Raw genomic sequence first — 20,531 nt, forward strand, 5'->3', positions numbered from 1 at the left:
AGCGGGAGAGGGTGGGATGAAGGCGATACTCGTCACCGGCGGCGGCTCGGGCATCGGTCGCGCGGTGGCGCAGCGCTTCGCCGCGGAGGGCTGGAGCGTCGGGCTCGCCGACATCGACCAGCGCGGACTGGCCGAGACCGCGGCGCTGCTGCCGCGCGACCGTACCAGCACGCATCAGATGGACGTGCGCGACCCGGCCGAATGGGAGCATGTGCTCGCCGATTTCGCCGCGATCAGCGACGGCCGGCTCGACGTGCTGTTCAACAACGCGGGCGTGGCGGCGAGCGGCGCGTTCGGTGAGATCGGGATCGAGGCGCTCGACCGCGTCATCGACGTCAATTTTCGCGGCGTGGCCTATGGCGCGCGGCTGGCCTATCCCTATCTGCGCGCGACGGCGGGATCGTGCCTGCTCAACACCGCCTCGGCCTCGGCGATCTACGGCTCGTCCGGGCTGGCGGCCTATTCGGCGACCAAGTTCGCGGTGCGCGGCCTCACCGAAGCGCTCGATGGCGAGTGGGCGCGCGACGGGATCCGGGTTCGCTCGCTGATGCCGGGGTTCATCGACACCGCGCTGCTCGCGGCGCCGGTCGGAGGCTCCAACCGCACCGCGCGCGAGGCGGTGGTGGCGGCGGGGCTCGAGTTCACCCCGGTGGAGGTGGTGGCGGACAAGGCCTGGGCGGCGGTGCAGGGCGACCGCGTCCATACGCTCGTGGGGCCGACCGCGCGGCGGCTCGCCTTCGCGGCGCGCTGGCTGCCGGGACGGTTGCGCCGATCGATGCGGCGGCGGGTGATGCGGTAGATCCTCCCCGGCAGGGGAAGGGCCTATCTCACCCCCCTAGGATCGCGTCGATCGCGGTGGCCAGCTCGACGTCGCGCTCGGACAGGCCGCCGGCGTCGTGCGTGGTGAGCAGTATCTCCACCCGGTTCCACACGTTGCTCCACTCGGGGTGATGATCGGCGCGCTCGGCGAGCAGCGCCACCTGCGCCATGAAGCCGAACGCCTCGGCGAAGTCGGTGAAGACGATCGTGCGCGTGATCGCGTCGCGCGCGTCGTCATAATCCCATTCGGGCAGCGCATCGAGCGCGTCGGCGCGCTCCGCCTCGCTGAGTTGTTCGATCGCCGCCATGTCGCGCTCCCTCTCGCCCGCCGGCGCGCTTGCCGTGGCCCGAGCGCGAGCGGTATGGCGCTGGGGATGAACGAGCAAGACCCGATGGGCGCGGCGCCCTCCGCCGACGCGATCGAGGCGCAGGCGCGCGCGGTGATCGCGCGCCTGCCCGCCGCGTTCCGCCAGCATCTCGGCGAGGTCGTGCTGCTGGTCGAGGAAGAGGCGGACGCGGAGACGCTCGCCGCGCTGGAGATCGAGCATCCGCTCGACCTCACCGGCGTCTACCACGGTCGCCCGATCGGCGAGAAGAGCGCGTTCGACTCCGCCGCGCTGCCCGACCGCATCCATCTGTATCGCCAGGCGATCCTGGCCGAATGGTGCGAGACCGGGGTGCGGCTGGACGATCTCGTCGCGCATGTGACGATCCACGAGATCGGGCATCACTTCGGGCTGAGCGACGACGATATGCACGCGCTGGAAGACGCGGTGGCGGATTGACGCTGCTGGCGGCGCGCGGGTTGGCGGTGGCGCGCGGCGGGCGCGTCCTCGCCGAAGGGATCACGCTCGAGCTGGCGCGCGGCGCGGCGGTGCTGGTCACCGGCGCGAACGGCGCGGGAAAGTCGTCACTGCTGCGCGTGCTCGCGGGGCTGCTTGCCCCCGCCGCGGGCACGGTAGCGCGCGACGCGCGGATCGCCTGGATGGGCGAGGCCGCCGCACTCGACGCCGATCGCCCGCTCGCCGCCGCGCTCGCTTTCTGGGCGGCGCAGGACGGGGTGCCCGCCGCCGCGACCCGTGTCGCCGCGGCGCTGGCGGCGGTGGCGCTCGACGATCTCGCCGATGTGCCGGTGCGGCTGCTCTCGACCGGGCAGCGCCGCCGCGCCGCGCTGGCGCGCGTGGTCGCGTCGGGCGCGCCGGTGTGGCTGCTCGACGAGCCCGCCAGCGGGCTCGACGCGGCGGCGGTGGCGCGGCTCGAGCTGCTGCTGGAGGGGCATCGCGGCGGCGGCGGCGCGGTGGTGGTGGCGACCCACCAGCCGCTCGTGCTGGCGGGCGCCAGCGAGGTGGCGCTGTGACCGCGCTGATCTGGCGCGACGTGCGGCGGTCCTACGCGGGGGGCGGCGCGACGTTGCTGGTCGCCTTCTTCCTGCTGGTGGCGACGTTGTTCCCCTTCGCGATCGGGTCGGATGCCGCGCTGCTCGCGCGCGTCGGCGGCGGGGTGGTCTGGGCCGCGGCGCTGCTCGCCGCGCTGCTGCCGGTCGAGCGGCTGATCGCGCCCGATCTGGAGGCGGGGGTCATCGACCAGCTCGTCGTGCGCGGGCAGACGCCGGTGACGGTCGCCGCGGCCAAGACCGCCGCGCACTGGCTCGCCTTCGCACCGCCGCTGCTGGTCGCGGCGCCGGTCGCGGCGGCGCTGCTCGACCTCTCGGCGGAGCGACTGCTGCTGGTGCTGGCCGGGCTGGCGCTGGGAACGCCGGGGCTGGCCGCACTCGCGGTGGCGACCGCGGCGCTCACCGCGGGGGTGCGTGGCGCGGGCGCGGTGGCGGGGCTGGTGATGCTGCCGCTCGCGGTGCCGCTGCTGATCTTCGGGGCGGGCGCGCTGGCGGGAGACGGCGGCGGGCTCCAGCTGCTCGCCGCGACCAGCCTGGTGCTGCTGGTCGGCGGCCCGGTCGCCGCCGGGGCGGCGATCCGCGCCGCTATGGAGTGAGTGCGGCGCCCGGCGGGGTGACGACCCCACCGGGCGCCGCTCGGTCAGGCCAGGATTCGCACCGGCACCGACTTGGCGGCGGGGACGTGGCTCTCCTCGGCGTGGTGGGCCAGCGCGATCAGCGGGTTGCACTCGGGATAATAAGCCGCGACGCAGCCCGGCGGCACGTCATATTCCACCACGATGAGATCGCCGACGCGGCGCTGGTGATTGTCGCCGGCGTCGCTCGCCAGCGTCACCTTGGCGCCCGCGCTGAGCCCCGCCCGCGCAATGTCCTCGCGGTTCATCAGCACCACCTTGCGCGTGCCGTTGATGCCGCGGAAACGGTCCGAATAGCCGTAGACCGTGGTGTTGAACTGGTCGTTCGAGCGCAGCGTCAGCAGCCGGTAGCGCCCCTCGCTCTCGCCGAAACCGGTGGCGTTGAGCACGTCGGGCACCAGGAACTCGGCCTTGCCGCTGGGCGTGTCCCACTCGCGTCCGGCCGCCTTGTTGCCCTTCCAGAAGCCGCCCTTCTCCTCCTGCAACCGCTCGTTGAAGCGCGCGAAGAAGTGCGGGAACACCTTGGCGATCTCGTCGCGCACCCGCGCATAGTCGCCGACCCAGGCGTCCCAGTCGATCGCCGGGTTGGGCGGCAGCAGCGCCTTGGCGATCCCCGCCACGATCGCGGGCTCGGACAGCAGGTGCGGGCTCGCCGGCTCGACCTTGCCGAGCGACGGGTGGATCACACTGGTCGAATCCTCCACCGTCACGCGCTGCGGGCCGCTCGCCTGCAGGTCGCGTTCGATCCGGCCGAGACAGGGCAGGAGCCAGGTCTCGCCCGCGGCGGGGATGAGGTGGCTGCGGTTGAGCTTGGTGGCGATCTGGACCGACAGGTCGAGCCTGGCCCAGCCCTGTTCCAGCAGCTCGGTCTCGGGCGCGGCGCGGACGAAATTGCCGCCGAGCGAGACGAACGCCTTCACCGTCCCGTCGATGATCCCGCCGGTGGCTTCGACCGTGTCGAGCCCTTTCTCGGTCGGCGGGTCGAAGCCGTAGATCTCCTTGAGCTTCTCCACCGGCGCCAGTTCGGTCTTCTCGGTGATGCCGACGGTGCGCTGGCCCTGGACGTTGCTGTGTCCGCGCACCGGGCAAGGTCCGGCGCCGGGTTTGCCGATGTTCCCGCGCAGCAGCAGCAGGTTGACCAGCATCCGCACATTGTCGACGCCCTTGACGTGCTGGGTCAGCCCCATGCCGTAGATCGCCATCGTCGCCTTGGCGCGCGCATAGGCCTCGGCAGCCTGTTCGAGCGCGGCGCGGGTCAGCCCCGACTCGCGCTCGATCTCGTCCCAGCCGGTCGCCCGCGCCCTGGCCTCGAACGCGGCATAATCGTGCGTATGGGTCGCGACGAAGTCGCGGTCGACATGGCCGTGCTCGATCACCCATTTGGCGATGCCCATCATCGCCGCGAGGTCGCCGCCCGCCTTCACCTGATGGTATTGCGTCGCGATCGGCGTCTCGCTGCGCGTCGCCATCTCGATCGGGTTCTGCGGGTCGGTGAAGCGCTCCAGCCCGCGCTCGCGCAAGGGATTGAACACGATGATCTGCGCGCCGCGCTTATGGACCGAGCGGAGCTGATGGAGCATGCGCGGGCTGTTGGTGGCGACGTTCTGGCCGAAGTGCAGGATGCAGTCGGTGTGGTCGAAATCCTCCAGCGTGGTGGTGCCCACCGGCACACCGATCGCGGCCTTGAGCCCGACCGAGGTCGATTCGTGGCACATGTTCGAGCTGTCGGGCAGGTTCTGGTTGCCGTACAGCCGCGCCATCAGCTGGTACATGTATGACGTCTCAAGGCTGGCGCGGCCCGAGGCGTAGAACACCACCGAGCGCGGCGCGAGCGCCTTGAGCCTTGCCCCAATCGCGGCGAACGCCTCCTCCCATGGGGCCACGACGTAGCGGTCGGTGGCGCGGTCGTACTTCATCGGGTGCGTCAGCCGGCCGGCTTCCTCCAGCCGATAGTCACGCCAGCTGCGCAGCTCGGAAAGCGAATGCGCCCGGAAGAAGTCGGGGGTGACGCGCTGGCTGGTGATCTCCCAGGCGGTCGCCTTGGCGCCATTCTCGCAGAATTCGGCGGTATGCGGCGGGTGCGGCTTGGACCAGGCGCAGCTCACGCACATGAAGCCATCGGGCTTGTTCTGGCGCAGCAGCTCGGCCGAGGTCTGCGCCGCATTCTTCTCGCGCGGGATGATGTCCGCGAGCGACTTGAGCGAGCCCCAGCCGCCGGCGGGGCCGTCATAGGGCGTGAAATCGGGGCGATCGTCGTGCTGCTCGGTCATCCGCCCCTAACGCGCGGGCGCGGAAAAGAGCACCGCATCCGCGCGCGCGAGCGACACCAAAGTCAGCCCCGCCGCGGCGGCACGGTCGAGCGCGAGGCTGGTCGCCGCCGATACCGTCACCAGCGTCGCGCAGCCGGCGAGCGCGGCTTTCTCCACCAGTTCGTAGGAGCAGCGCGACGACAGCAGGGCGAAGCCATCGTCCCAATCCAGCCGCTCGCGCGCCATCGCGCCGATCAATTTGTCGAAGGCATTGTGGCGCCCGACGTCCTCGCGCGCGAGCCGGACCGCGCCGGCGCGATCGCACAGCATCGCGGCATGCGCGGCGCCGGTGGCGCGGTTGAGCGGCTGATGGTCGCGCATCGCCGCCAGCGCGGCGAAGATCGCGTCGGGCACTACCGGCGTGGCGGTGACCCGAGGCAACGGGCGGTGGATCGCGTCGAGATTGTCCATCCCACACAGGCCGCACGAGCTGTCGCTGGCGCGGCGGCGGACGCGGTCGGCGACCGCCGCGGCCCGCGCGGGCGGCACCGCGAGCCGCGCGATCATCCCCTGATCGGTGTCGACGAGGTCGAGCGCCTCGATCTCGCGCGCGTCCGCGACGATCCGCTCGGAGAGCGCGAAACCGGTGGCGAAGTCGGCGAGATCGGCGGGTGTCGCCATCATCACCGCATAGCCGAGCCCGTTGATCTCGATCGCGACCGGATGCTCGGCGATCACCGCGCGGCGTAGCGGCGACTCGGTGGCGTCGGCGGCGACGCGGCGGAAGTCACGGTCCATCCGATCCTCCATGCCGGAGCGGGCGTCGACGCGCCACTGCGTCCGTTATCGCGCAGCGGAGCCGAGTCGTCGCGGGCCGCGCCGAAGTAATTGCTGATTCTTTTCGAGTCGTGGCGCCCGGACTGACGAATGTTGGTGCATGCCGCGCGAATCGGCGCACAATGGTTGGGCGAGTCGCAGCGTATCGTGAAGCCATCTTCCGGAGCGGGAGGACCACGCCGTGCATGTGATAGACGATATCGACTATTTTCGACGCCGTGCGGCCCAGGAACATGAGGCGGCACGCCATGCCCGCGGCGGTCCGATCCGGCGCGTCCATCTCGATCTTGCCGCGCGTTATGCCGCTCGGATCGCCGAGGCGGAGGTGCTGGCCGCCGCGCCGCGGATGATCTGAGCGCGCACGGCCGCGCTCACTCCACGCGATAGTGGATCGGCTTGAAGCTGCCGCCGTTCGACGCGGGCGCCGAGCAGGCGGTGAGCCCGATGATCAGGTCCATCCGCGCCTCGAGCGTGAGGTGATCCCCCGCGCGGCTGGTCGGCGGCAGCACTTCCAGCCGTCCAGTGGCACCGTCGACCGGCACGTTCATGAAGCAGTTGAACGCCACCGGAATCATATCCTCGCTGACGCCATAAGGCGCCAGCGCCTCGGCGAGATTGCCGAAGCAGCCGCGGTGCGGCGGCAGCTCGGGATAGAAATGGTGGAACGTGTCATAGGAACAGGGCGTCAGCAGGAAATCGTGGCGCCCCACCGTGTCCTCGACGATCGCCAGCATCGGCCGCGAGCGGTTCGAATAGAGCAGGTGGCCGGCGGTGAGCCGGATCGTCTCGGCATAATCCAGGGTGCGGCCCGAGGAGATCACCTCGCGCACGTCCTCCGCATTGTACGCGAGCAGATCGGCCACCTGCACCCCGCGCGGATCGATCACCGTCAGCCGCTGCCCCGCGCGCAGGCGGAAGGCGGTGCCGCTGCGCGGCGCGATCTCCACCGTCTCGCTCACGCCGGGTCACCCGCCCCGGCATAATGGAAGGGACAGCGCCAGCCCGCATCGACCGCGCGACCGCTGTACTGGCGCGCCTCGCTCGTCTCGCCGTGGCGGGCGAGCATCGGGTTGCGCGACCCCGCGACTTTCTCGTCGCGCACCATGATCGCCTCGCGCATCGTCTCATAGCGGCCGTCGGCGCGGAGTTGCTCGAACTGGTCGTGGAGGTTGAAGACCATCGTGGGGCGCGCGAACCGCCGCGCCGGGCGCGAGGCCTGCGGGTGGAGACCGACCACGAAGAACGCCTCCCCGCCGAAGCTCAGCGAGAAATGCGGGCTGTCGGGGTCGTGGCTGACGCGCTGGTCATATTGCTGGCCGCGCCAGACGTCCTTGTCCGAGAGCGACTGGATGCGTTGCCACAAGGCCGCCTCGAACCTGGGCTCGTCGAGTCCGTCGGGGCCTTCGAACACCACGGCGTAGCTGCGGAACAGCGTCGGCTCGGCACGATAGGCGGCGGCGAAGCGCACCAGACCGTCGTGGATGCGCAGGTCGTCCCACGCGCTGTCGATCCGCGAGCAGGCGAGCACGTCGAGCGTGCCGCGCGCCAGCGCCGCCTTGGCGCCGACGCAGGGAAAGGACTTCTCGACGACATGGGCGTGGAGGAGCGATTCGAGCTCGTCCTGCGCCTGATGCGTCCAGCGGAAGAGGGGTGTCTCGGGCGCGGGCATAGGGCCGTCGATACGGGCGGCAGCAATGAATCGTTCCGGCAAATCAAACTGATAGAAATCAATGAGGTGAGTCGGTCCAGGCGCGACGGCTTCGGCCGCGCCCCGCCCGTCACACCCGCATCGGCATCAGCACGTAGAGCGCGGGGCTCTTGTCGTTCTCGCGGATCAGCGTCGGCGCGGCGGCGTCGGCGAGGTGGACCTCGACCAGGTCGGTGTCGATCTGACCGAGGATATCGAGCAGGTAGCGGCTGTTGAAGCCGATCTCGAACGGCATCGCGGCATAGTCGCCCGGCACTTCCTCGGCGGCGGTGCCGTTCTCCGGGCTGGTCACCGACAGCGTGATCTTGTCGCGATCCAGCGCCATCTTCACCGCGCGGGTCTTCTCGGTGGCGATGGTCGAGACGCGGTCGACGCCCTGCATGAAGCTCTTGGGATCGAGCTTGAGGATCTTGTCGTTCGCGGTCGGGATCACGCGGCTGTAATCGGGGAAGGTGCCGTCGATCAGCTTGGAGGTGAGGATCGCGCTGCCCAGGTCGAAGCGGATCTTGGTGCCCGACAGCGACACGCCGACCGAGCCGTCCACCTCGTCGAGCAGCTTGCGCAGCTCGGCGATGCACTTCCGCGGCACGATCACGTCGGGCATGCCCGACGCGCCCTCGGGCTGGTCGACCGTCACGCGCGCCAGCCGGTGGCCGTCGGTCGCCGCCGCCTTGAGCACGCCCTCGGCGACGTGGAGGAAGATGCCGTTGAGATAGTAACGCGTCTCCTCGGTGGAGATGGCGAAGCGCGTCTTGTCGATGATCTGCTTGAGCGTATCGACCGGCAGCTCGAACTGCACCGGCAGCTCGCCCTCGGCGATCACCGGGAAATCGTCGCGCGGCAGCGTGCCGAGCGAGAAGCGCGCGCGCCCCGCCACGATCGTGACGCGGCCCTCGGCCGCGGCGAGCGACACCTGCGACCCCTCGGGCAGCTTGCGCGCGATGTCGAACAGGGTGTGCGCCGAGACGGTGGTGGCGCCGGGCTGGTCGACCGCGGCGGCGACGCTCTCGTTGATCTGGAGGTCGAGGTCGGTCGCCATCAGCCGCAACTGGCCCTCGGCGGTGGCCTCGAGCAGCACGTTGGACAGGATCGGGATGGTGTTGCGGCGCTCCACCACCGATTGCACGTGGCTCAGCCCCTTGAGCAGCGTCGCGCGTTCGATCGTCGCCTTCATCGTCACGTCCCCCGGGCCCGCAGGTCACTCACCAGGGGCAATTGGCCGACCCGTCCTAGCCAAAAGTGAAGGGCCGGAGCAAGCGCCCCGACCCTTCGCGTCTATATGAGTTCGTGGTGCGCCCCGTGTTCCCGCATAGCAGGAACACGGGGGCACGCGGGCCGGCGCTCTCGGCTCTGGGCTCCTGCCTGCGCAGGAGCACGGTCACCGCGGTACCGGCCTCGCCTCACAGGACGATCGTCAGAAGCGGATGCCGAGGCCCGCCATCAGCTGGTGGCGGTCGAGGTCGATGTCATAGCCATCGACGTCGCCGTAATGCGAGTAACGATACTCGCCCTTGACGAAGGCGGTCGGGGTGATCTTGAACTCCAGCCCCGCGCCGACGCGGAAGCCGTCGAGATCGGCCTTGTCGACCAGCTCGTTCTCGGCACCGGTGGTCGCCTGATAGCGGCTCTCGACACGCGCGTTGGTGTAACCGCCCTTGGCATAGACCATCGCCGCCGGCGAGATCACATAGCCGAGCCGCCCGCCGACGTAGAGGTCGCGTCCCGCCTCGAGCGAGAAGCGGTCGCCCGCCGCCAGCTCGTTGTAGCTGCGGCTCTTGGTGGTGGCGTCGGTGACCTCGCCCTCGATCCCGTAGACGATGTTGCCGCGCTGGAAATCGTAACCGAGCAGCGCGCCATAGGTGAACCCCTCGCGGCCCTCGGACTCGCCGTCGCCGCCGTCCTGCAGATTGTCGTAGCCGGCCAGCGCCTCGAGGCGGCCGCCGCCGAAGTCGCCGTTCTGTGCCAGCGCGGGGGTTGCCAGCGCGAGGCCGAACGCGGCCGCGGCGGTGGCAAATGCAAGCTTACGCATGTCTCACTCCAAGTCTCATGCCCCGACCCTGGGGCGTGGCTGCTCAATTAGTTAACGCCGCGCTCGTTGCATGAACCTCACATAAACAGCGAAAACCGTTGCCTTCGAGCAACAGCGGTTCTTAGGTGATGCGCGATGAGAAGCGCGGATGAGGGCTGAGCCATGCTGATCGTGGCTTCGCTGGCGCTCGCGGTCGAGCGCGGGTCGCTCGGCGTGTGGGAGCGCTGGGCGGCGTTGCGCGAGGGCGCGCCGCCGCGCTGCTTCGCGATCGCGCAGCCCGTGCGCGACGACGGCACCACCGATCGCCGCGGTGGCTTCGCCAGCGTGGTGGCGCGCGCGGGGGCGACGCGCGGGCCGAGCATCTATTTCCATCTGTCGCGCGCGCGCGGCGCGGGCGCACGGCTGACGCTGGCGGTGGGGGAGCGTCGCTTCGCGCTGGTGGGGGACGCGACGAGCGCGCGCGCGCCCGACGCTGCGACCAATTCCGCGATCGTCGCGGCGCTGCGCGCGGCGCGGCTGATGACGCTGACGACCGCGGACCGCGCCGGGCGCGTGATCGCGGACAGCTACACGCTCGCCGGCGCCCCTACCGCGATCGACGCGGCGCAGCTGGGGTGCGCGGGCGGGTAAGGGCCATCGAGCAGAATAGGCCCGTCCGACGCTCGATGATCCCAGCCGTTAACCGTCATCCCGGGCTTGACCCGGGATCCATCGTGTCGCGCGCGCGCCGATGGCTGCTCTGGCGGCGCCATGGATCCCGGCTCAAGGCCGGGATGACGATGGTTGGTTCGACGCGGCGTTCAGACGACGATCGTGCGAAGCCAAGGTAAGAAGTCGGCACCCACACCGAACTGGAAAAACCCACGCACATCGCCTATGTGCGCGCGATGCTGACAGAGCCGGCCGCCGCCATGCCCATCCCCGGGCACATCGATCCCGTGCCCGTCCCGCGTGGCGCGGTGACGCGCCCCGACGGCCGCATCGACCTGATCGGCCTGTCCAAGGACCAGCTGCGCGAGACGCTCGCCGCCGCCGGGCTCGAGCCGCGCCAGGCCAAGCTGCGCGCCAAGCAGGTCTGGCACTGGATCTACAATCGCGGCGCCACCGACTTCGCGCTGATGACCAACATCGCCAAGGCACAGCACCCGTGGCTGACCGACCGCTTCGTGATCGGCCGGCCCGAGGTGGTGGAGGCGCAGGTCTCCAGCGACGGCACGCGCAAGTGGCTGCTGCGCTCGCCCGACGGGCAGGATTACGAGGCGGTGTTCATCCCCGACGCCGATCGCGGCACGCTCTGCGTGTCGAGCCAGGTCGGCTGCACGCTCAACTGCACCTTCTGCCACACCGGCACGATGCGGCTGGTGCGCAACCTGACCGCGGGCGAGATCGTCGGCCAGGTGATGCTGGCGCGCGACTCGCTCGGCGAGTGGCCGAGCCAGCCCGAGGGACGCATGCTCACCAACATCGTCATGATGGGCATGGGCGAGCCGCTCTACAATTTCGACGCGGTGCGCGACGCGCTCAAGCTGGTGATGGACGGCGATGGCCTCGCGCTCAGCAAGCGCCGCATCACGCTCTCCACCTCGGGCGTGGTGCCGATGATGGCGCGCGCGGGCGAGGAGATCGGGGTCAATCTCGCGGTGTCGCTCCACGCGGTGACCAAGGAGGTGCGCGACGAGATCGTGCCGCTCAACCGCAAATACGGCATCGAGCAACTGCTCCAGGCCTGCGCCGACTATCCCGGCGCCAACAACGCGCGCCGCATCACCTTCGAGTATGTGATGCTCAAGGACAAGAACGACTCGGACGCCGAGGCGCACGAATTGGTGCGGCTGCTGCGCCACTATCAGCTGCCCGCCAAGGTCAACCTGATCCCGTTCAATCCCTGGCCCGGCGCGGCTTACGAGACGTCGACGCCCGAGCGCGTGCGGCGCTTCAGCGAGATCATCTTCGAGGGCGGCATCTCGGCGCCGGTTCGCACCCCGCGCGGCCGCGACATCGACGCCGCCTGCGGCCAGCTCAAGACCGCGGCCGAGAAGAAGAGCCGCGCCGAGCTCGACCGGATCGCGGCGGAGAAGCAGGCGGCGCTTGGCTGAGTGGGGCGCGGTCGCGCTGGCGGCCGGGGCGGGCGCGGTCGGCGGCGCGATGAACGCGCTGGCGGGCGGCGGCACCTTCGCCACCTTGCCGGCGCTGCTCGGCCTCGGCCTGCCCGCCAATGTCGCCAACGCCACCTCCAACGTCGCGCTGCTGCCCGGCGCGGGCGCGAGCGTGTGGAGCTTCCGGGACGAGCTCGGCCCGGTGGCGGGCGTCTCGTTGCGCCGGCTGGCGGCGGTGACCTTCCTCGCCGGACTGGTCGGCAGCACCCTGCTGGTGGTGACGCCCAGCCGCGCCTTCGACCTGATCGTACCGTGGCTGCTGCTGGTGGCGCTGGTTGCGATCGTGCTCGGCCCGGCCAGGGCGGCGTGGCTGGCGCGGCGGGTCACGATCGGGCGGCGCAGCCTGTTCGTCGCACAGGCGCTGCTCGGCACCTATGGCGGCTATTTCGGCGACGGAGTCGGGATCATGCTGACCGCGACCTACGGCCTGCTCGCCGGCGCCAGCCCGCGCGCATTGTTCGCGCCGCGCACGCTGATGCTGGCGATGGCCAATGCCGCGGCGGCGCTGGTGTTCATTACCACCGGGCTGGTGCGCTGGCAGGCCGGAGCGCCGATGCTGCTGGGCGGGATCCTCGGCGGCTGGGCCGGCGCGAGCGTCGGCAAGCGACTGCCCGCGGGCGTGGTGCGCGGCTGGACGATCCTGGTCACCGCCGCCACCACCGCGGTGTTCTTCTGGCGCGCCTACGGCTGAGCGCGCGCCGCGCGCGGTGAGGGAGGACGGAAAAGGTGAGTCTTCCTAACCTTCATTGGCGAACTTGATTCAGATCAAGGCTAGGGCGCGCCAAAAGGAGGCGGCGATGCAGCGCTATTTCTTCAACGTGCGCGACGGCGCCTCATATCTCGATGCGGTCGGCCAGGAGTTCGCGAGCCTGGCCGACGCGCGCGCCGCGGCGGTGCGCTATGCCGCCGACGTGATGCGCGACGAGACCGCGGCGCTGCTCAGCGGTGAGGATTGGCGGGTGGAGCTGGTCAACGAACATGGCACGATCGTCTTCTCGATCGTGGTCTTCACCTTCGCGCCCTGACCCGACCGAGCCGACCGCGTCACGCCGCGGCGATCCGCCGCCGCCCGCGTGCCACCGTCGCGACATGGCCGACGCGCGCGCGCGGATCGCGCTGGCGGATCGTATCGACGAACAGCCATTCGTTGCGGACGGTCTCGGGGGTGATCGTCAGCGCCATATAGCCGCGCCGCGACGTGTCGCACCACGTCAGCTCGCGGTTCCCCGCCACCATCAGCCGCGCGACCGTCGCGGGGTCGGCGGTCAGCGACGCCTCATAGCCCGGCGAGGTGACCGCCTGCCCCGCGAACTCGACCCCGGCGGCACCGTCCTGCGCGAGATCGAACGCCCAGGCATTGTGGCTGTCGCCGCAGATCACCACCAGCTCGGCCTCCGCCGCCTGTGCCGAGCGCAGGAAGCGCGCGCGCGCCGCCGGATAGCCGCCCCAGCAATCGAGGTTGGAGTCGATCCCGGCGCGCGTCGCCGCGATCCCGCCGCGGATATAGTCGCGCGCGCGCGGGTTGGCGCTGCCCAGCAGCGATTCGGCGGCGACGGGGATCTGAAGATGCCCCATGATCGTGCCGAAGCCGACCACCTGCCAGCGCTGCCCCTGGCGCACCGAGCGGCGCAGGTCGTGCGCGAGCCAGCTCTCCTGCTGCGACCCCATCATCGTCACCGCCTCGTCCTGCCACGCGCCGTCGCGGAAGGCGACGAGCGCGGCGGCGGGATCGGGCGCGCCGAGCAGCGCGGCGATCTCGCGCTGGCGCGAGCGTGCGAACAGGCGCGTCTCGGTGCGCCACAGCGTCGCCAGCGTGCCGATATCATAGGCCTTCCACGGCTCGTCGCTGACCGGCATCCACTCGCGGTAGGCCTGGACCGAGGCGTCGCGGCGCGTGTTCCAGTCGCCCTCGCTCGCGGGATCGTGGTTCTGCGCGCCGCCCTCCCAGGAATCGTTCGCGCTCTCGTGATCGTCCCATTGCACCACCCAGGGAACGCGTGCGTGGAGCGCCTGCAGGTCGGGATCGGCGCGATAGCTGGCGAACCGCAGCCGATAGTCGGCGAGATGGATCGTCTCGGCCAGCGGCTGGGGTACGCGTCCCGCCAGCTGCGCCTCCTTGGGCGGATAATGGTCCGGCGAATATTCGTAGAAATAGTCGCCGAGGTGGATCGCCAGGTCGATGTCGTCGCGCTCGGCGGCATGGCCATAAGCGTTGAACCAGCCATAGCCGAGGTTGGAGCAGGAGAAGATCGCGGCGCGGAAGGCGCGCGCGCCATCGCCCGGCAGCGTGCGCGTGCGCCCGACGGGCGAGCGCGTGCCGTCGGCGGCGACGAAGCGATAATGATAGTCGGTCCCCGGGGTGAGCCCGTCGAGCGTGACCTTGGCGGTCCAGTCGCGCCACGCCCCGGTGAGGCACGCGCCCGAGGCGACCACGCGCGCGAAATCGGCGGTCTCGCTGATCTCCGCCACCAGCCGCGCCGAGTCGCCCGCGTTCGGCACGTAGCGCGTCCACAGCAGCATCGAGTCGCCCGCGGGCTCGCCGCTCGCGACCGAATGGGTGAAACCGCGCGCCGCCAAGATCGTCTGCGCCGCGGCGAATCCCGGTAGCGCGAAGGCGCCAAGCCCCAGCGTGCCGGTGGCGAGCAGCGAGCGGCGGGAAAAGGTGAGCGTCATCCTGTGTCCCCGAGTGCGGTGTCGCCCGCGCTCTCGGCGTGATCGGTGACGCCGTCGTGACAGTCGCGTCAGGCCGCGAGCGGGAAGCGCAGCAGCCGGTCGGGCAGCGCCACCAGCGCTTCGGCGGGGCGACCCGCGGCGCGGTGGATCTCGGGATGGGTGGCGTCGAGCCCGCCGGTCAGCGCGCCGAAAGCGGGGAGGATCAGCTTGGTCGCGGTGGCGACGAAGCAGCGCCGCGCCACCAATTTCCCGCGCACGCGCACGCGCAGCTTGGGATGGAAATGACCGGACAGCTCGGGGCGCGCCTCGCCGCGCTCGGCCTCATGGCGCAGCACCACGCCGTCGACCAACGCCTCGTCCGCCACCGCGCCGCCGCAGCGATCGACATAGCTTCGGTCATGATTGCCGGTGATCCAGGTCCAGCGCGTCGTCGCGGTGAGCCGGGTGAGCAGCGCGCGCGCGTCCTCGGGCAGGCGGTCGCAACCCGCGACATCGTGGAAGCTGTCGCCGAGGCACCAGATCTCCTCGGGCGCGAGCGCGTCCGCCAGCGCGGCGAGGTCGCTCAACGTCGCGATCGAATCATAGGGCGGCAGCATCTGCCCGCCGCGCGCGTACCAACTCGCTTTCTCGAGGTGCAGGTCCGCCACCAGCAGCGCGCGCCGCGCCGGCCAGTAGAGCGCGCCCTGCGGCAGCACGCACCAGGCATGGCCGGCGAAGTGGAGCGTGGCGAACGGAACGGGAACCATGACGCGTCCTTGCCCGAGAGCGTTCGGCCGATCAACCGCTTGCATGCTATCCGGCGCGCGCGCGGGGCTTTGCCTCCGTTCGCGGGATGTTCTATCGTGCGACGATGCTGACCCAACCCGATTCCTGCCGCGACGACCCCGGCGTGCTGTGCGCCGCGGATGTGGCGCGCGGCGTCACGCGGATGCTGCTGCGCCACGAACTGACCGCGATCGCCGAAGTCCCGCTCGACGGGGGGCGCCGCGCCGATCTGATGGCGTTGGATGCGCGCGGCCAATTGGTGATCGTGGAGATCAAGGTGTCGCGCGCTGACCTGCTCGGTGACGGCAAGTGGCAGGATTACCTCGCGCATTGCGATCGCTTCTATTGGGCGGTGCCGGCGGGCTTCGATGCCGCGCCGATCGACGGCGCCGCCTTCCTGCCCGAGCGCACCGGGCTGATCGTGGCGGACCGTTATGACGCCGCGATCGTGCGCGAGGCGCGAACCGAGCCGCTCGCCGCGCACGTCCGCAAGCGCTGCACGCTCGCCTTCGCGCGCCGCGCCGCGCGACGTCTGATCGCGGCGCACGACCCGGAAGCGGTACAGGGCTTCTGAGCGGGCGGTCGGCGGCGGGAGCGGCCGCGCCGCCCAGCGCCGCGCCGCTTACATCCGCGGCCCGGCCACCGCGCGCTGGGTCTTGGCGGGGGTCTCGTCGAGCACCTTGGCGATCGCGGTCGACCGCGTGTCGCGCTTGGCATAATCGCGCGCCGACATGCCGGCGAGATTGTCGGGTTGATCCGGATTGCCGCCCGCGGCCAGCACCGCGCGCACCAGCGCCATGTCGCGGCGCTGCACCGCGCGGATCAGCGGCGTCTCGCCGCTGCTGTCGGCGAGGTTCGCATTGGCCTTGGCATTGGCGAGGATCTGCACCAGCTCGGGCTGGCCGCCCTGCACCGCGAGCATCATCGGCGTCTCGCCGTCGCGGTCGCGCAGGTTGGGATCGGCACCCTTGGCGAGAAGATAGCGCAGATAGGTCGAGTCGCCGCGCTTCACCACGATATGCAGCGCGCCCTCGCCGGTGGTGACGTCGCGCGTGTTGATGATCGTCTGCCCCGGCTGGTCGAGCGTCGCGATCACCGCATTGCCGTCGCCCTTTCGTACCGACTCGAGGAATTTGTAGCTCTGCGACTGCTGCTGCGCGGCGGCGGGGGAGACGAGGGCGGTGCCGAGCGAAAGCATCAGCGCGGCGGCGGGAAGCAGGCGGCGGATCATGGGTCGGGCGGTCTCGCGTGGACGGAGCGGAAAGGGTTGCGGCGAGCGCTATAACGCATCACATCTGCCGCCACCATGAACATGCGTCGTCACGTCTCCGCCGCGCTCGCGCTCGCGCTGGCCGGAACGGTCGCGGGCTGCTCGAGCGAGCCCGCCGCCGCGCCGCCGCTCGCGGGCGCGCGGATCGGCGGCGCCTTCACGCTCACCGACCAGGACGGGCACCAGCGCACCGACCGCGACTTCACCGGCCAGTATCGCATCGTCTATTTCGGTTACACCTTCTGTCCCGACGTCTGCCCCACCGACGTCCAGAACGTCGCCGCCGGGCTGCGGCTGATCGAGAAGGCGAACCCGGCGCTGGCGGCGCGGATCACGCCGATCTTCGTCACGGTCGATCCCGCACGCGACACGCCCGCCGCGCTCAAGCGCTTCGTCGCCGCCTTTCACCCGCGTCTGGTCGGGCTGACCGGCACGCCGCAGCAGATCGCCGCGGCGGCCAAGACCTTCGGCATCTATTACGCGCGCGGTCAGGGCAATGAAGACGGCTATCTGATGGACCACAGCCGCCAGATCTATCTGTTCGATCCCGACGGCCGCCCGCTGGCGCTGCTGCCCGAGGGGCCGCCCCAGGCGATCGCCGACGAGGTGCAGAAATGGGCGCGCTGACCGGCCGCTACTGGGAGGACGTCCCGCTCGACCGTCTCGACCGCGCGCAGTGGGAGGCGCTGTGCGACGGCTGCGGCAAATGCTGCCTGCACAAATTGGAGGATGAGGAGACCGGCGAGCTGATCGCCACCAACGTCGCCTGCCGCCTGCTCGACCGGCGCAGCGGGCAATGCTCCAACTACCGCCACCGCCGCGCCTATGTCAGCGAGTGCGTGCGGCTGACCTCGGGCAACGTCGATGCGATCGACTGGCTGCCCTCGACCTGCGCCTATCGCCTGCGCGCCAACGGGGAGCCGCTGCCCGACTGGCATTATCTGGTCTGCGGCGACCGCGAGGCGGTGCATCGCGCGGGTGAATCGGTGCGCGGCTGGACGATCAGCGAGGACGATGCCGGCGACCTCGAACATCATATGGTCGACCGCGCGCTGTGACGCGGGGCTGATCCGGGCGTGACCGGCGCGACCATCCCGGAGGACGCGATCGAGCTCGTGCGTCACCCGCGCGCGCGGAAGACGAAACTGTCGTTCGATCCCACCAGCGGGCGCGTGCGGCTGACGCTGCCGCCGCGCGCCTCGGCGAGCAAGGCGCTGCGTTGGGCGGTTGGGCAACGCGCGTGGCTCGACGCGCAGCGCGCGCTGCTGCCCGCGCCGCGCCCCTTCGTCCCCGGTGCGACGCTGCCGGTCGACGACGCAGTGCTGTTGATCGACTGGCGGCCCGAGGCGCCGCGGATGCCGCGGGTGGAGGGCGCGCTGCTCCGCCTCGGTGGCCCCGCGGAGATGGTCGAGCGCCGCGTCGCGGCCTGGCTGCGGCGCGAGGCGCTCGCGCTGCTCGGCGAGGACACCGCGCTCTATGCGGGGCGCGCGGGCGTCGCGGTCAGCGGGGTGAGCGTGGGAGACCCGCGCGGGCGCTGGGGCAGTTGCGCGCATCACGGGGCGATCCGCTACAGCTGGCGGCTGGTGCTCGCCCCGCGCGCGGTGCGGCGCGCGACCGCGGCGCACGAGGTGGCGCACCGCGTTCACATGGACCATTCACCGCGCTTCCACGCGCTGGTTGCCGAGCTGTTCGGCCGCGACCCGGCGCCCGAGCGCGCCTGGCTCCGCGCGCACGGCGCCTCGCTTCACTGGTACGGGCGGTCACCCGAGGCGTCGCGCGGCTGAGCCCGCGGCGCGGCGCGGTCGCGCGGGGCGGCGTCGCGATCCTGGTCGCGCCGCGGCCGACCGGTGACGCGGTCGAGCCAATCCTGGTCGAGCCGCTGCGCCGGCGCCTGCGCGGGGACGTCGCGCGGCTCCGGACCATCGTCGGGCGCGCTGTCGTCCTCGCGCGCGCGCGGCACCGGCTGAACCACCGGCCGCTCGGGGCCGAACACCGGCGCCTGCGGCTCGGCGGGTGCGCCGGGGTCGAGCGCATAGCCGTCGTCGCCGACGAAGGTCGCATTGTCGGGGGCGCCGTAATAGCTCTCGGCGTCGGGCTCGAGCTGCGCCTCGGGCAGCGTCACCTGCGTGTCGAACTGCTCGATCGGGCGGCTTCCCACCGCCTGGCGCATGAACTGCGCGAAAGCGCGCGCGGGCGCGGTGCCGCCGTGGAGCCCGCCGACCGGCCGCGCGTCGTCGCGCCCCATCCACACGCCCGTCGTCAGCCCCGAGGAGAAGCCGAGGAACCAGCCGTCCTTGCTGCTGCTGGTCGTGCCCGTCTTGCCCGCGACCGGGCGGCCGATCTGCGCGGCGCGGCCGGTGCCGGTGTTGACCGTGGTCTGGAGCAGGTCGATCATCTGCGCCGCGACATTGGGCGCGACCAGCACGTGGCTGCGGTCGACCTCGTGGCGGTAGATCTCCTCGCCCTCGGCGGTGACGCGCGTGATCCCGAACGGCGTCACCGCGACGCCCTTGTTGCCGACGCTGGCGAACGCGCGCGTCATGTCGATCACGCGCACCTCCGAGGTGCCGAGCACCATCGAGGGATGCGTGTTGACCGCGGTGGTGATGCCGAAGCGACGCGCCATGTCCGCCACCGTCTGGAAGCCGACCGCATAGCCGAGCTTCGCGGCAATCGTGTTGAGCGAGAAGGCGAAGGCGGTGCGCAGCGTGACCTCGCCCGAGAAGCGGCGCGAATCGTTGCGCGGGCTCCAGCCGTCGATCGTCACCGGCTCGTCGACCTCGCGGTCCTCGGGCGTGCGGCCCGCCTCGAGCGCGGCGAGATAGACGAACAGTTTGAATGCCGAGCCCGGCTGGCGCTGTGCCTTGGTGGCGCGGTTGTAGTTGGAGCTGACGTAATCGGTACCGCCCACCATCGCGCGCACCGAGCCGTCGCGGTCGAGCGCGACCAGCGCGCCCTGCGTTCCCTTGGGCACGTTGGCGCGCACCGCCTCGTCGGCGACGCGCTGCATCGCGGGGTCGAGCGTGGTCCACACCTCGAGCGGCTTCTCGGTCTCGTCGATCAGCAGCTCGAGCTGGGGCAGCGCCCAGTCGGTGAAATAGCGCACGCTGTTCTGCCGCGGCGCGGGCGCGAGGCGGACGTCGTTGGGATCCGCCGCGGCGGCCTGGCCCGGGGTGATGAAGCCGTTGCGCACCATCTGCTGGATCACCACGCCGGCGCGCCCGACCGCTGCCTCGGCGTCGGCGGTGGGCGAGTAATTGGACGGCGCCTTGACCAGCCCGGCGATCACCGCCGCCTCGGTCAGGCTCAGCTGGTTGGCGCCATGGCCGAAGAATTTGCGGCTCGCCGCGTCGATGCCATAGGCGCCGCCGCCGTAATAGACCTTGTTGAGGTACAGTTCGAGGATCTGGTCCTTGCTGAACTTGCGCTCCAGCGCCAGCGCCAGGATCGCCTCGCGGAACTTGCGCCCGAACTTCTTCTGGTTGTTGAGGAAGACCGTGCGCGCGAGCTGCTGGGTGATGGTGGAGCCGCCCTGCACCCAGTGACCGCGCTCGTAGCGCACGGTGACCGAACGCGCGATGCCGATCGGATCGACCCCGAGGTGACCGCGGAAGCGCCGGTCCTCCACCGCGATCGTCGCATCGGTCATCACCTGGGGGATGCGGTCGTAGCTGAGCCACTGGCCGTAGCTCGGCCCGAGCGACACCAGCACGCTGCCGTCCGCGGCGTGGACGCGCACCATCTGCCCGTTGGGCGAGGATTTGAGCGACTCGAAGCTCGGCAGCTGCGAGCGCGCGATATAGACCGCGATCACCAGCGCGCCGACCGCGAGCACCGCCAGCGCCAGCAGCGTCTTGAGCGCGATCCCGAGCCGACGCCGCCACGGCGAACGCGGCGCGCGCGAGCGGGAGGGGCGGGAGGTGCGGGAGGGGGCGCGGGCCATGGCGTCGGAACTGGCGGATAGTGGCTTGAGCCAGGCTTAACAAGCGGATTGGCA

At 71.0% G+C, this 20,531-nt stretch carries 24 protein-coding genes; 13 read left to right on the forward strand and 11 right to left on the reverse strand.

What is annotated here, in order from left to right:
- Positions 1-16: 16 nt before the first annotated feature.
- Positions 17-799: an SDR family oxidoreductase gene (locus EV292_RS07050; protein ID WP_132908499.1), complete on the forward strand. Its 783-nt coding sequence runs from the start codon at positions 17-19 to the stop codon at positions 797-799.
- A gap of 28 nt (positions 800-827) precedes the next feature.
- On the opposite strand, the gene EV292_RS07055 is transcribed toward EV292_RS07050, so the two are convergent.
- Positions 828-1,127 carry a 4a-hydroxytetrahydrobiopterin dehydratase gene (locus EV292_RS07055; RefSeq protein WP_132908500.1) on the reverse strand — a complete coding sequence of 100 codons (300 nt, stop codon included), beginning with the start codon at positions 1,125-1,127 and terminating at the stop codon, positions 828-830.
- 66 nt (positions 1,128-1,193) lie between these two features.
- Between EV292_RS07055 and EV292_RS07060 the strand changes: the two genes are divergently transcribed.
- From EV292_RS07060 to EV292_RS07070, 3 genes are read left to right on the forward strand one after another with little or no spacing between them, the layout of a single operon-like run.
- The gene (locus EV292_RS07060) at positions 1,194-1,604 is read left to right on the forward strand and encodes a metallopeptidase family protein (protein WP_207913366.1); all 411 of its coding nucleotides are present in this window, start codon (positions 1,194-1,196) and stop codon (positions 1,602-1,604) included.
- Positions 1,601-2,176: a heme ABC exporter ATP-binding protein CcmA gene (gene ccmA / locus EV292_RS07065; protein ID WP_165927031.1), complete on the forward strand. Its 576-nt coding sequence runs from the start codon at positions 1,601-1,603 to the stop codon at positions 2,174-2,176. Before EV292_RS07060 ends, ccmA begins: the two co-directional genes overlap by 4 nt.
- The gene (locus tag EV292_RS07070; protein WP_132908503.1) at positions 2,173-2,808 is read left to right on the forward strand and encodes a heme exporter protein CcmB; all 636 of its coding nucleotides are present in this window, start codon (positions 2,173-2,175) and stop codon (positions 2,806-2,808) included. The genes ccmA and EV292_RS07070 overlap by 4 nt, the downstream gene beginning before the upstream one ends.
- Positions 2,809-2,852: 44 nt before the next feature.
- Here the strand turns inward: EV292_RS07070 and EV292_RS07075 are convergent, their stop codons facing one another.
- Positions 2,853-5,117: an FdhF/YdeP family oxidoreductase gene (locus EV292_RS07075; protein ID WP_132908504.1), complete on the reverse strand. Its 2,265-nt coding sequence runs from the start codon at positions 5,115-5,117 to the stop codon at positions 2,853-2,855.
- 6 nt (positions 5,118-5,123) lie between these two features.
- Positions 5,124-5,894: a formate dehydrogenase accessory sulfurtransferase FdhD gene (gene fdhD, locus EV292_RS07080; RefSeq protein ID WP_243693649.1), complete on the reverse strand. Its 771-nt coding sequence runs from the start codon at positions 5,892-5,894 to the stop codon at positions 5,124-5,126.
- Between the two features lie 220 nt (positions 5,895-6,114).
- Here fdhD and EV292_RS22550 point away from each other — a divergent pair, with 220 nt between their 5' ends.
- Positions 6,115-6,288 (forward strand): hypothetical protein, encoded by a 174-nt coding sequence (locus EV292_RS22550; RefSeq protein WP_165927040.1) that lies wholly within the window; start codon positions 6,115-6,117, stop codon positions 6,286-6,288.
- Between the two features lie 16 nt (positions 6,289-6,304).
- Here EV292_RS22550 and EV292_RS07085 read toward each other — a convergent pair whose 3' ends face one another.
- The 4 genes from EV292_RS07085 to EV292_RS07100 form a co-directional block, all read right to left on the reverse strand.
- Complete coding sequence (locus tag EV292_RS07085) at positions 6,305-6,892, reverse strand: urea carboxylase-associated family protein (RefSeq protein ID WP_132908506.1); 588 nt, start codon at positions 6,890-6,892, stop codon at positions 6,305-6,307.
- Positions 6,889-7,602, reverse strand: coding sequence for a guanitoxin biosynthesis heme-dependent pre-guanitoxin N-hydroxylase GntA (gene gntA, locus EV292_RS07090; protein ID WP_132908507.1), 714 nt, complete (start codon positions 7,600-7,602; stop codon positions 6,889-6,891). The genes EV292_RS07085 and gntA overlap by 4 nt, the downstream gene beginning before the upstream one ends.
- A 109-nt stretch (positions 7,603-7,711) precedes the next feature.
- Complete coding sequence (dnaN, locus tag EV292_RS07095; protein WP_132908508.1) at positions 7,712-8,815, reverse strand: DNA polymerase III subunit beta; 1,104 nt, start codon at positions 8,813-8,815, stop codon at positions 7,712-7,714.
- Positions 8,816-9,055: 240 nt separating this feature from the next.
- A complete protein-coding gene (locus EV292_RS07100) occupies positions 9,056-9,670 on the reverse strand; it encodes an outer membrane beta-barrel protein (RefSeq protein ID WP_132908509.1) in 615 nt (204 codons plus the stop codon).
- A gap of 162 nt (positions 9,671-9,832) precedes the next feature.
- On the opposite strand from EV292_RS07100, the gene EV292_RS07105 reads away from it, so the two are divergent.
- The 4 genes from EV292_RS07105 to EV292_RS07120 all read left to right on the forward strand — a co-directional run bounded on the left by EV292_RS07105 (position 9,833) and on the right by EV292_RS07120 (position 12,851).
- A complete protein-coding gene (locus tag EV292_RS07105) occupies positions 9,833-10,300 on the forward strand; it encodes a hypothetical protein (protein WP_132908510.1) in 468 nt (155 codons plus the stop codon).
- A 257-nt stretch (positions 10,301-10,557) separates the two neighbouring features.
- A complete protein-coding gene (rlmN, locus tag EV292_RS07110) occupies positions 10,558-11,766 on the forward strand; it encodes a 23S rRNA (adenine(2503)-C(2))-methyltransferase RlmN (RefSeq protein WP_165927041.1) in 1,209 nt (402 codons plus the stop codon).
- Complete coding sequence (locus EV292_RS07115) at positions 11,759-12,517, forward strand: sulfite exporter TauE/SafE family protein (protein ID WP_132908511.1); 759 nt, start codon at positions 11,759-11,761, stop codon at positions 12,515-12,517. Before rlmN ends, EV292_RS07115 begins: the two co-directional genes overlap by 8 nt.
- 106 nt (positions 12,518-12,623) lie before the next feature.
- The gene (locus EV292_RS07120; RefSeq protein WP_132908512.1) at positions 12,624-12,851 is read left to right on the forward strand and encodes a hypothetical protein; all 228 of its coding nucleotides are present in this window, start codon (positions 12,624-12,626) and stop codon (positions 12,849-12,851) included.
- A 19-nt stretch (positions 12,852-12,870) separates the two neighbouring features.
- Here EV292_RS07120 and EV292_RS07125 read toward each other — a convergent pair whose 3' ends face one another.
- Entirely contained in the window at positions 12,871-14,499 is a 1,629-nt protein-coding gene (locus EV292_RS07125) for an alkaline phosphatase D family protein (protein ID WP_132908513.1), read from the reverse strand.
- Positions 14,500-14,567: 68 nt separating this feature from the next.
- Positions 14,568-15,245, reverse strand: a complete 678-nt coding sequence (pdeM, locus tag EV292_RS07130) for a ligase-associated DNA damage response endonuclease PdeM (RefSeq protein WP_132908514.1) — start codon at positions 15,243-15,245, stop codon at positions 14,568-14,570.
- A gap of 104 nt (positions 15,246-15,349) precedes the next feature.
- Between pdeM and EV292_RS07135 the strand changes: the two genes are divergently transcribed.
- A complete protein-coding gene (locus EV292_RS07135; protein ID WP_132908515.1) occupies positions 15,350-15,838 on the forward strand; it encodes an MmcB family DNA repair protein in 489 nt (162 codons plus the stop codon).
- A 48-nt stretch (positions 15,839-15,886) separates the two neighbouring features.
- Here the strand turns inward: EV292_RS07135 and EV292_RS07140 are convergent, their stop codons facing one another.
- The gene (locus EV292_RS07140) at positions 15,887-16,495 is read right to left on the reverse strand and encodes an ankyrin repeat domain-containing protein (RefSeq protein ID WP_132908516.1); all 609 of its coding nucleotides are present in this window, start codon (positions 16,493-16,495) and stop codon (positions 15,887-15,889) included.
- 75 nt (positions 16,496-16,570) lie between these two features.
- Between EV292_RS07140 and EV292_RS07145 the strand changes: the two genes are divergently transcribed.
- The 3 genes from EV292_RS07145 to EV292_RS07155 are packed head-to-tail and all read left to right on the forward strand — an operon-like array spanning position 16,571 to position 18,318.
- Positions 16,571-17,161 carry an SCO family protein gene (locus EV292_RS07145; protein WP_132908517.1) on the forward strand — a complete coding sequence of 197 codons (591 nt, stop codon included), beginning with the start codon at positions 16,571-16,573 and terminating at the stop codon, positions 17,159-17,161.
- Positions 17,149-17,592 (forward strand): YcgN family cysteine cluster protein, encoded by a 444-nt coding sequence (locus EV292_RS07150; RefSeq protein ID WP_132908518.1) that lies wholly within the window; start codon positions 17,149-17,151, stop codon positions 17,590-17,592. Before EV292_RS07145 ends, EV292_RS07150 begins: the two co-directional genes overlap by 13 nt.
- Positions 17,593-17,610: 18 nt before the next feature.
- Entirely contained in the window at positions 17,611-18,318 is a 708-nt protein-coding gene (locus EV292_RS07155) for a YgjP-like metallopeptidase domain-containing protein (RefSeq protein ID WP_243693650.1), read from the forward strand.
- Here EV292_RS07155 and EV292_RS07160 read toward each other — a convergent pair.
- Entirely contained in the window at positions 18,279-20,477 is a 2,199-nt protein-coding gene (locus EV292_RS07160; protein WP_132908519.1) for a PBP1A family penicillin-binding protein, read from the reverse strand. The genes EV292_RS07155 and EV292_RS07160 overlap by 40 nt on opposite strands.
- Positions 20,478-20,531: the final 54 nt, after the last annotated feature.

Source organism: Sphingomonas sp. BK235, assembly GCF_004345855.1.
Taxonomy (GTDB): domain Bacteria; phylum Pseudomonadota; class Alphaproteobacteria; order Sphingomonadales; family Sphingomonadaceae; genus Sphingomonas.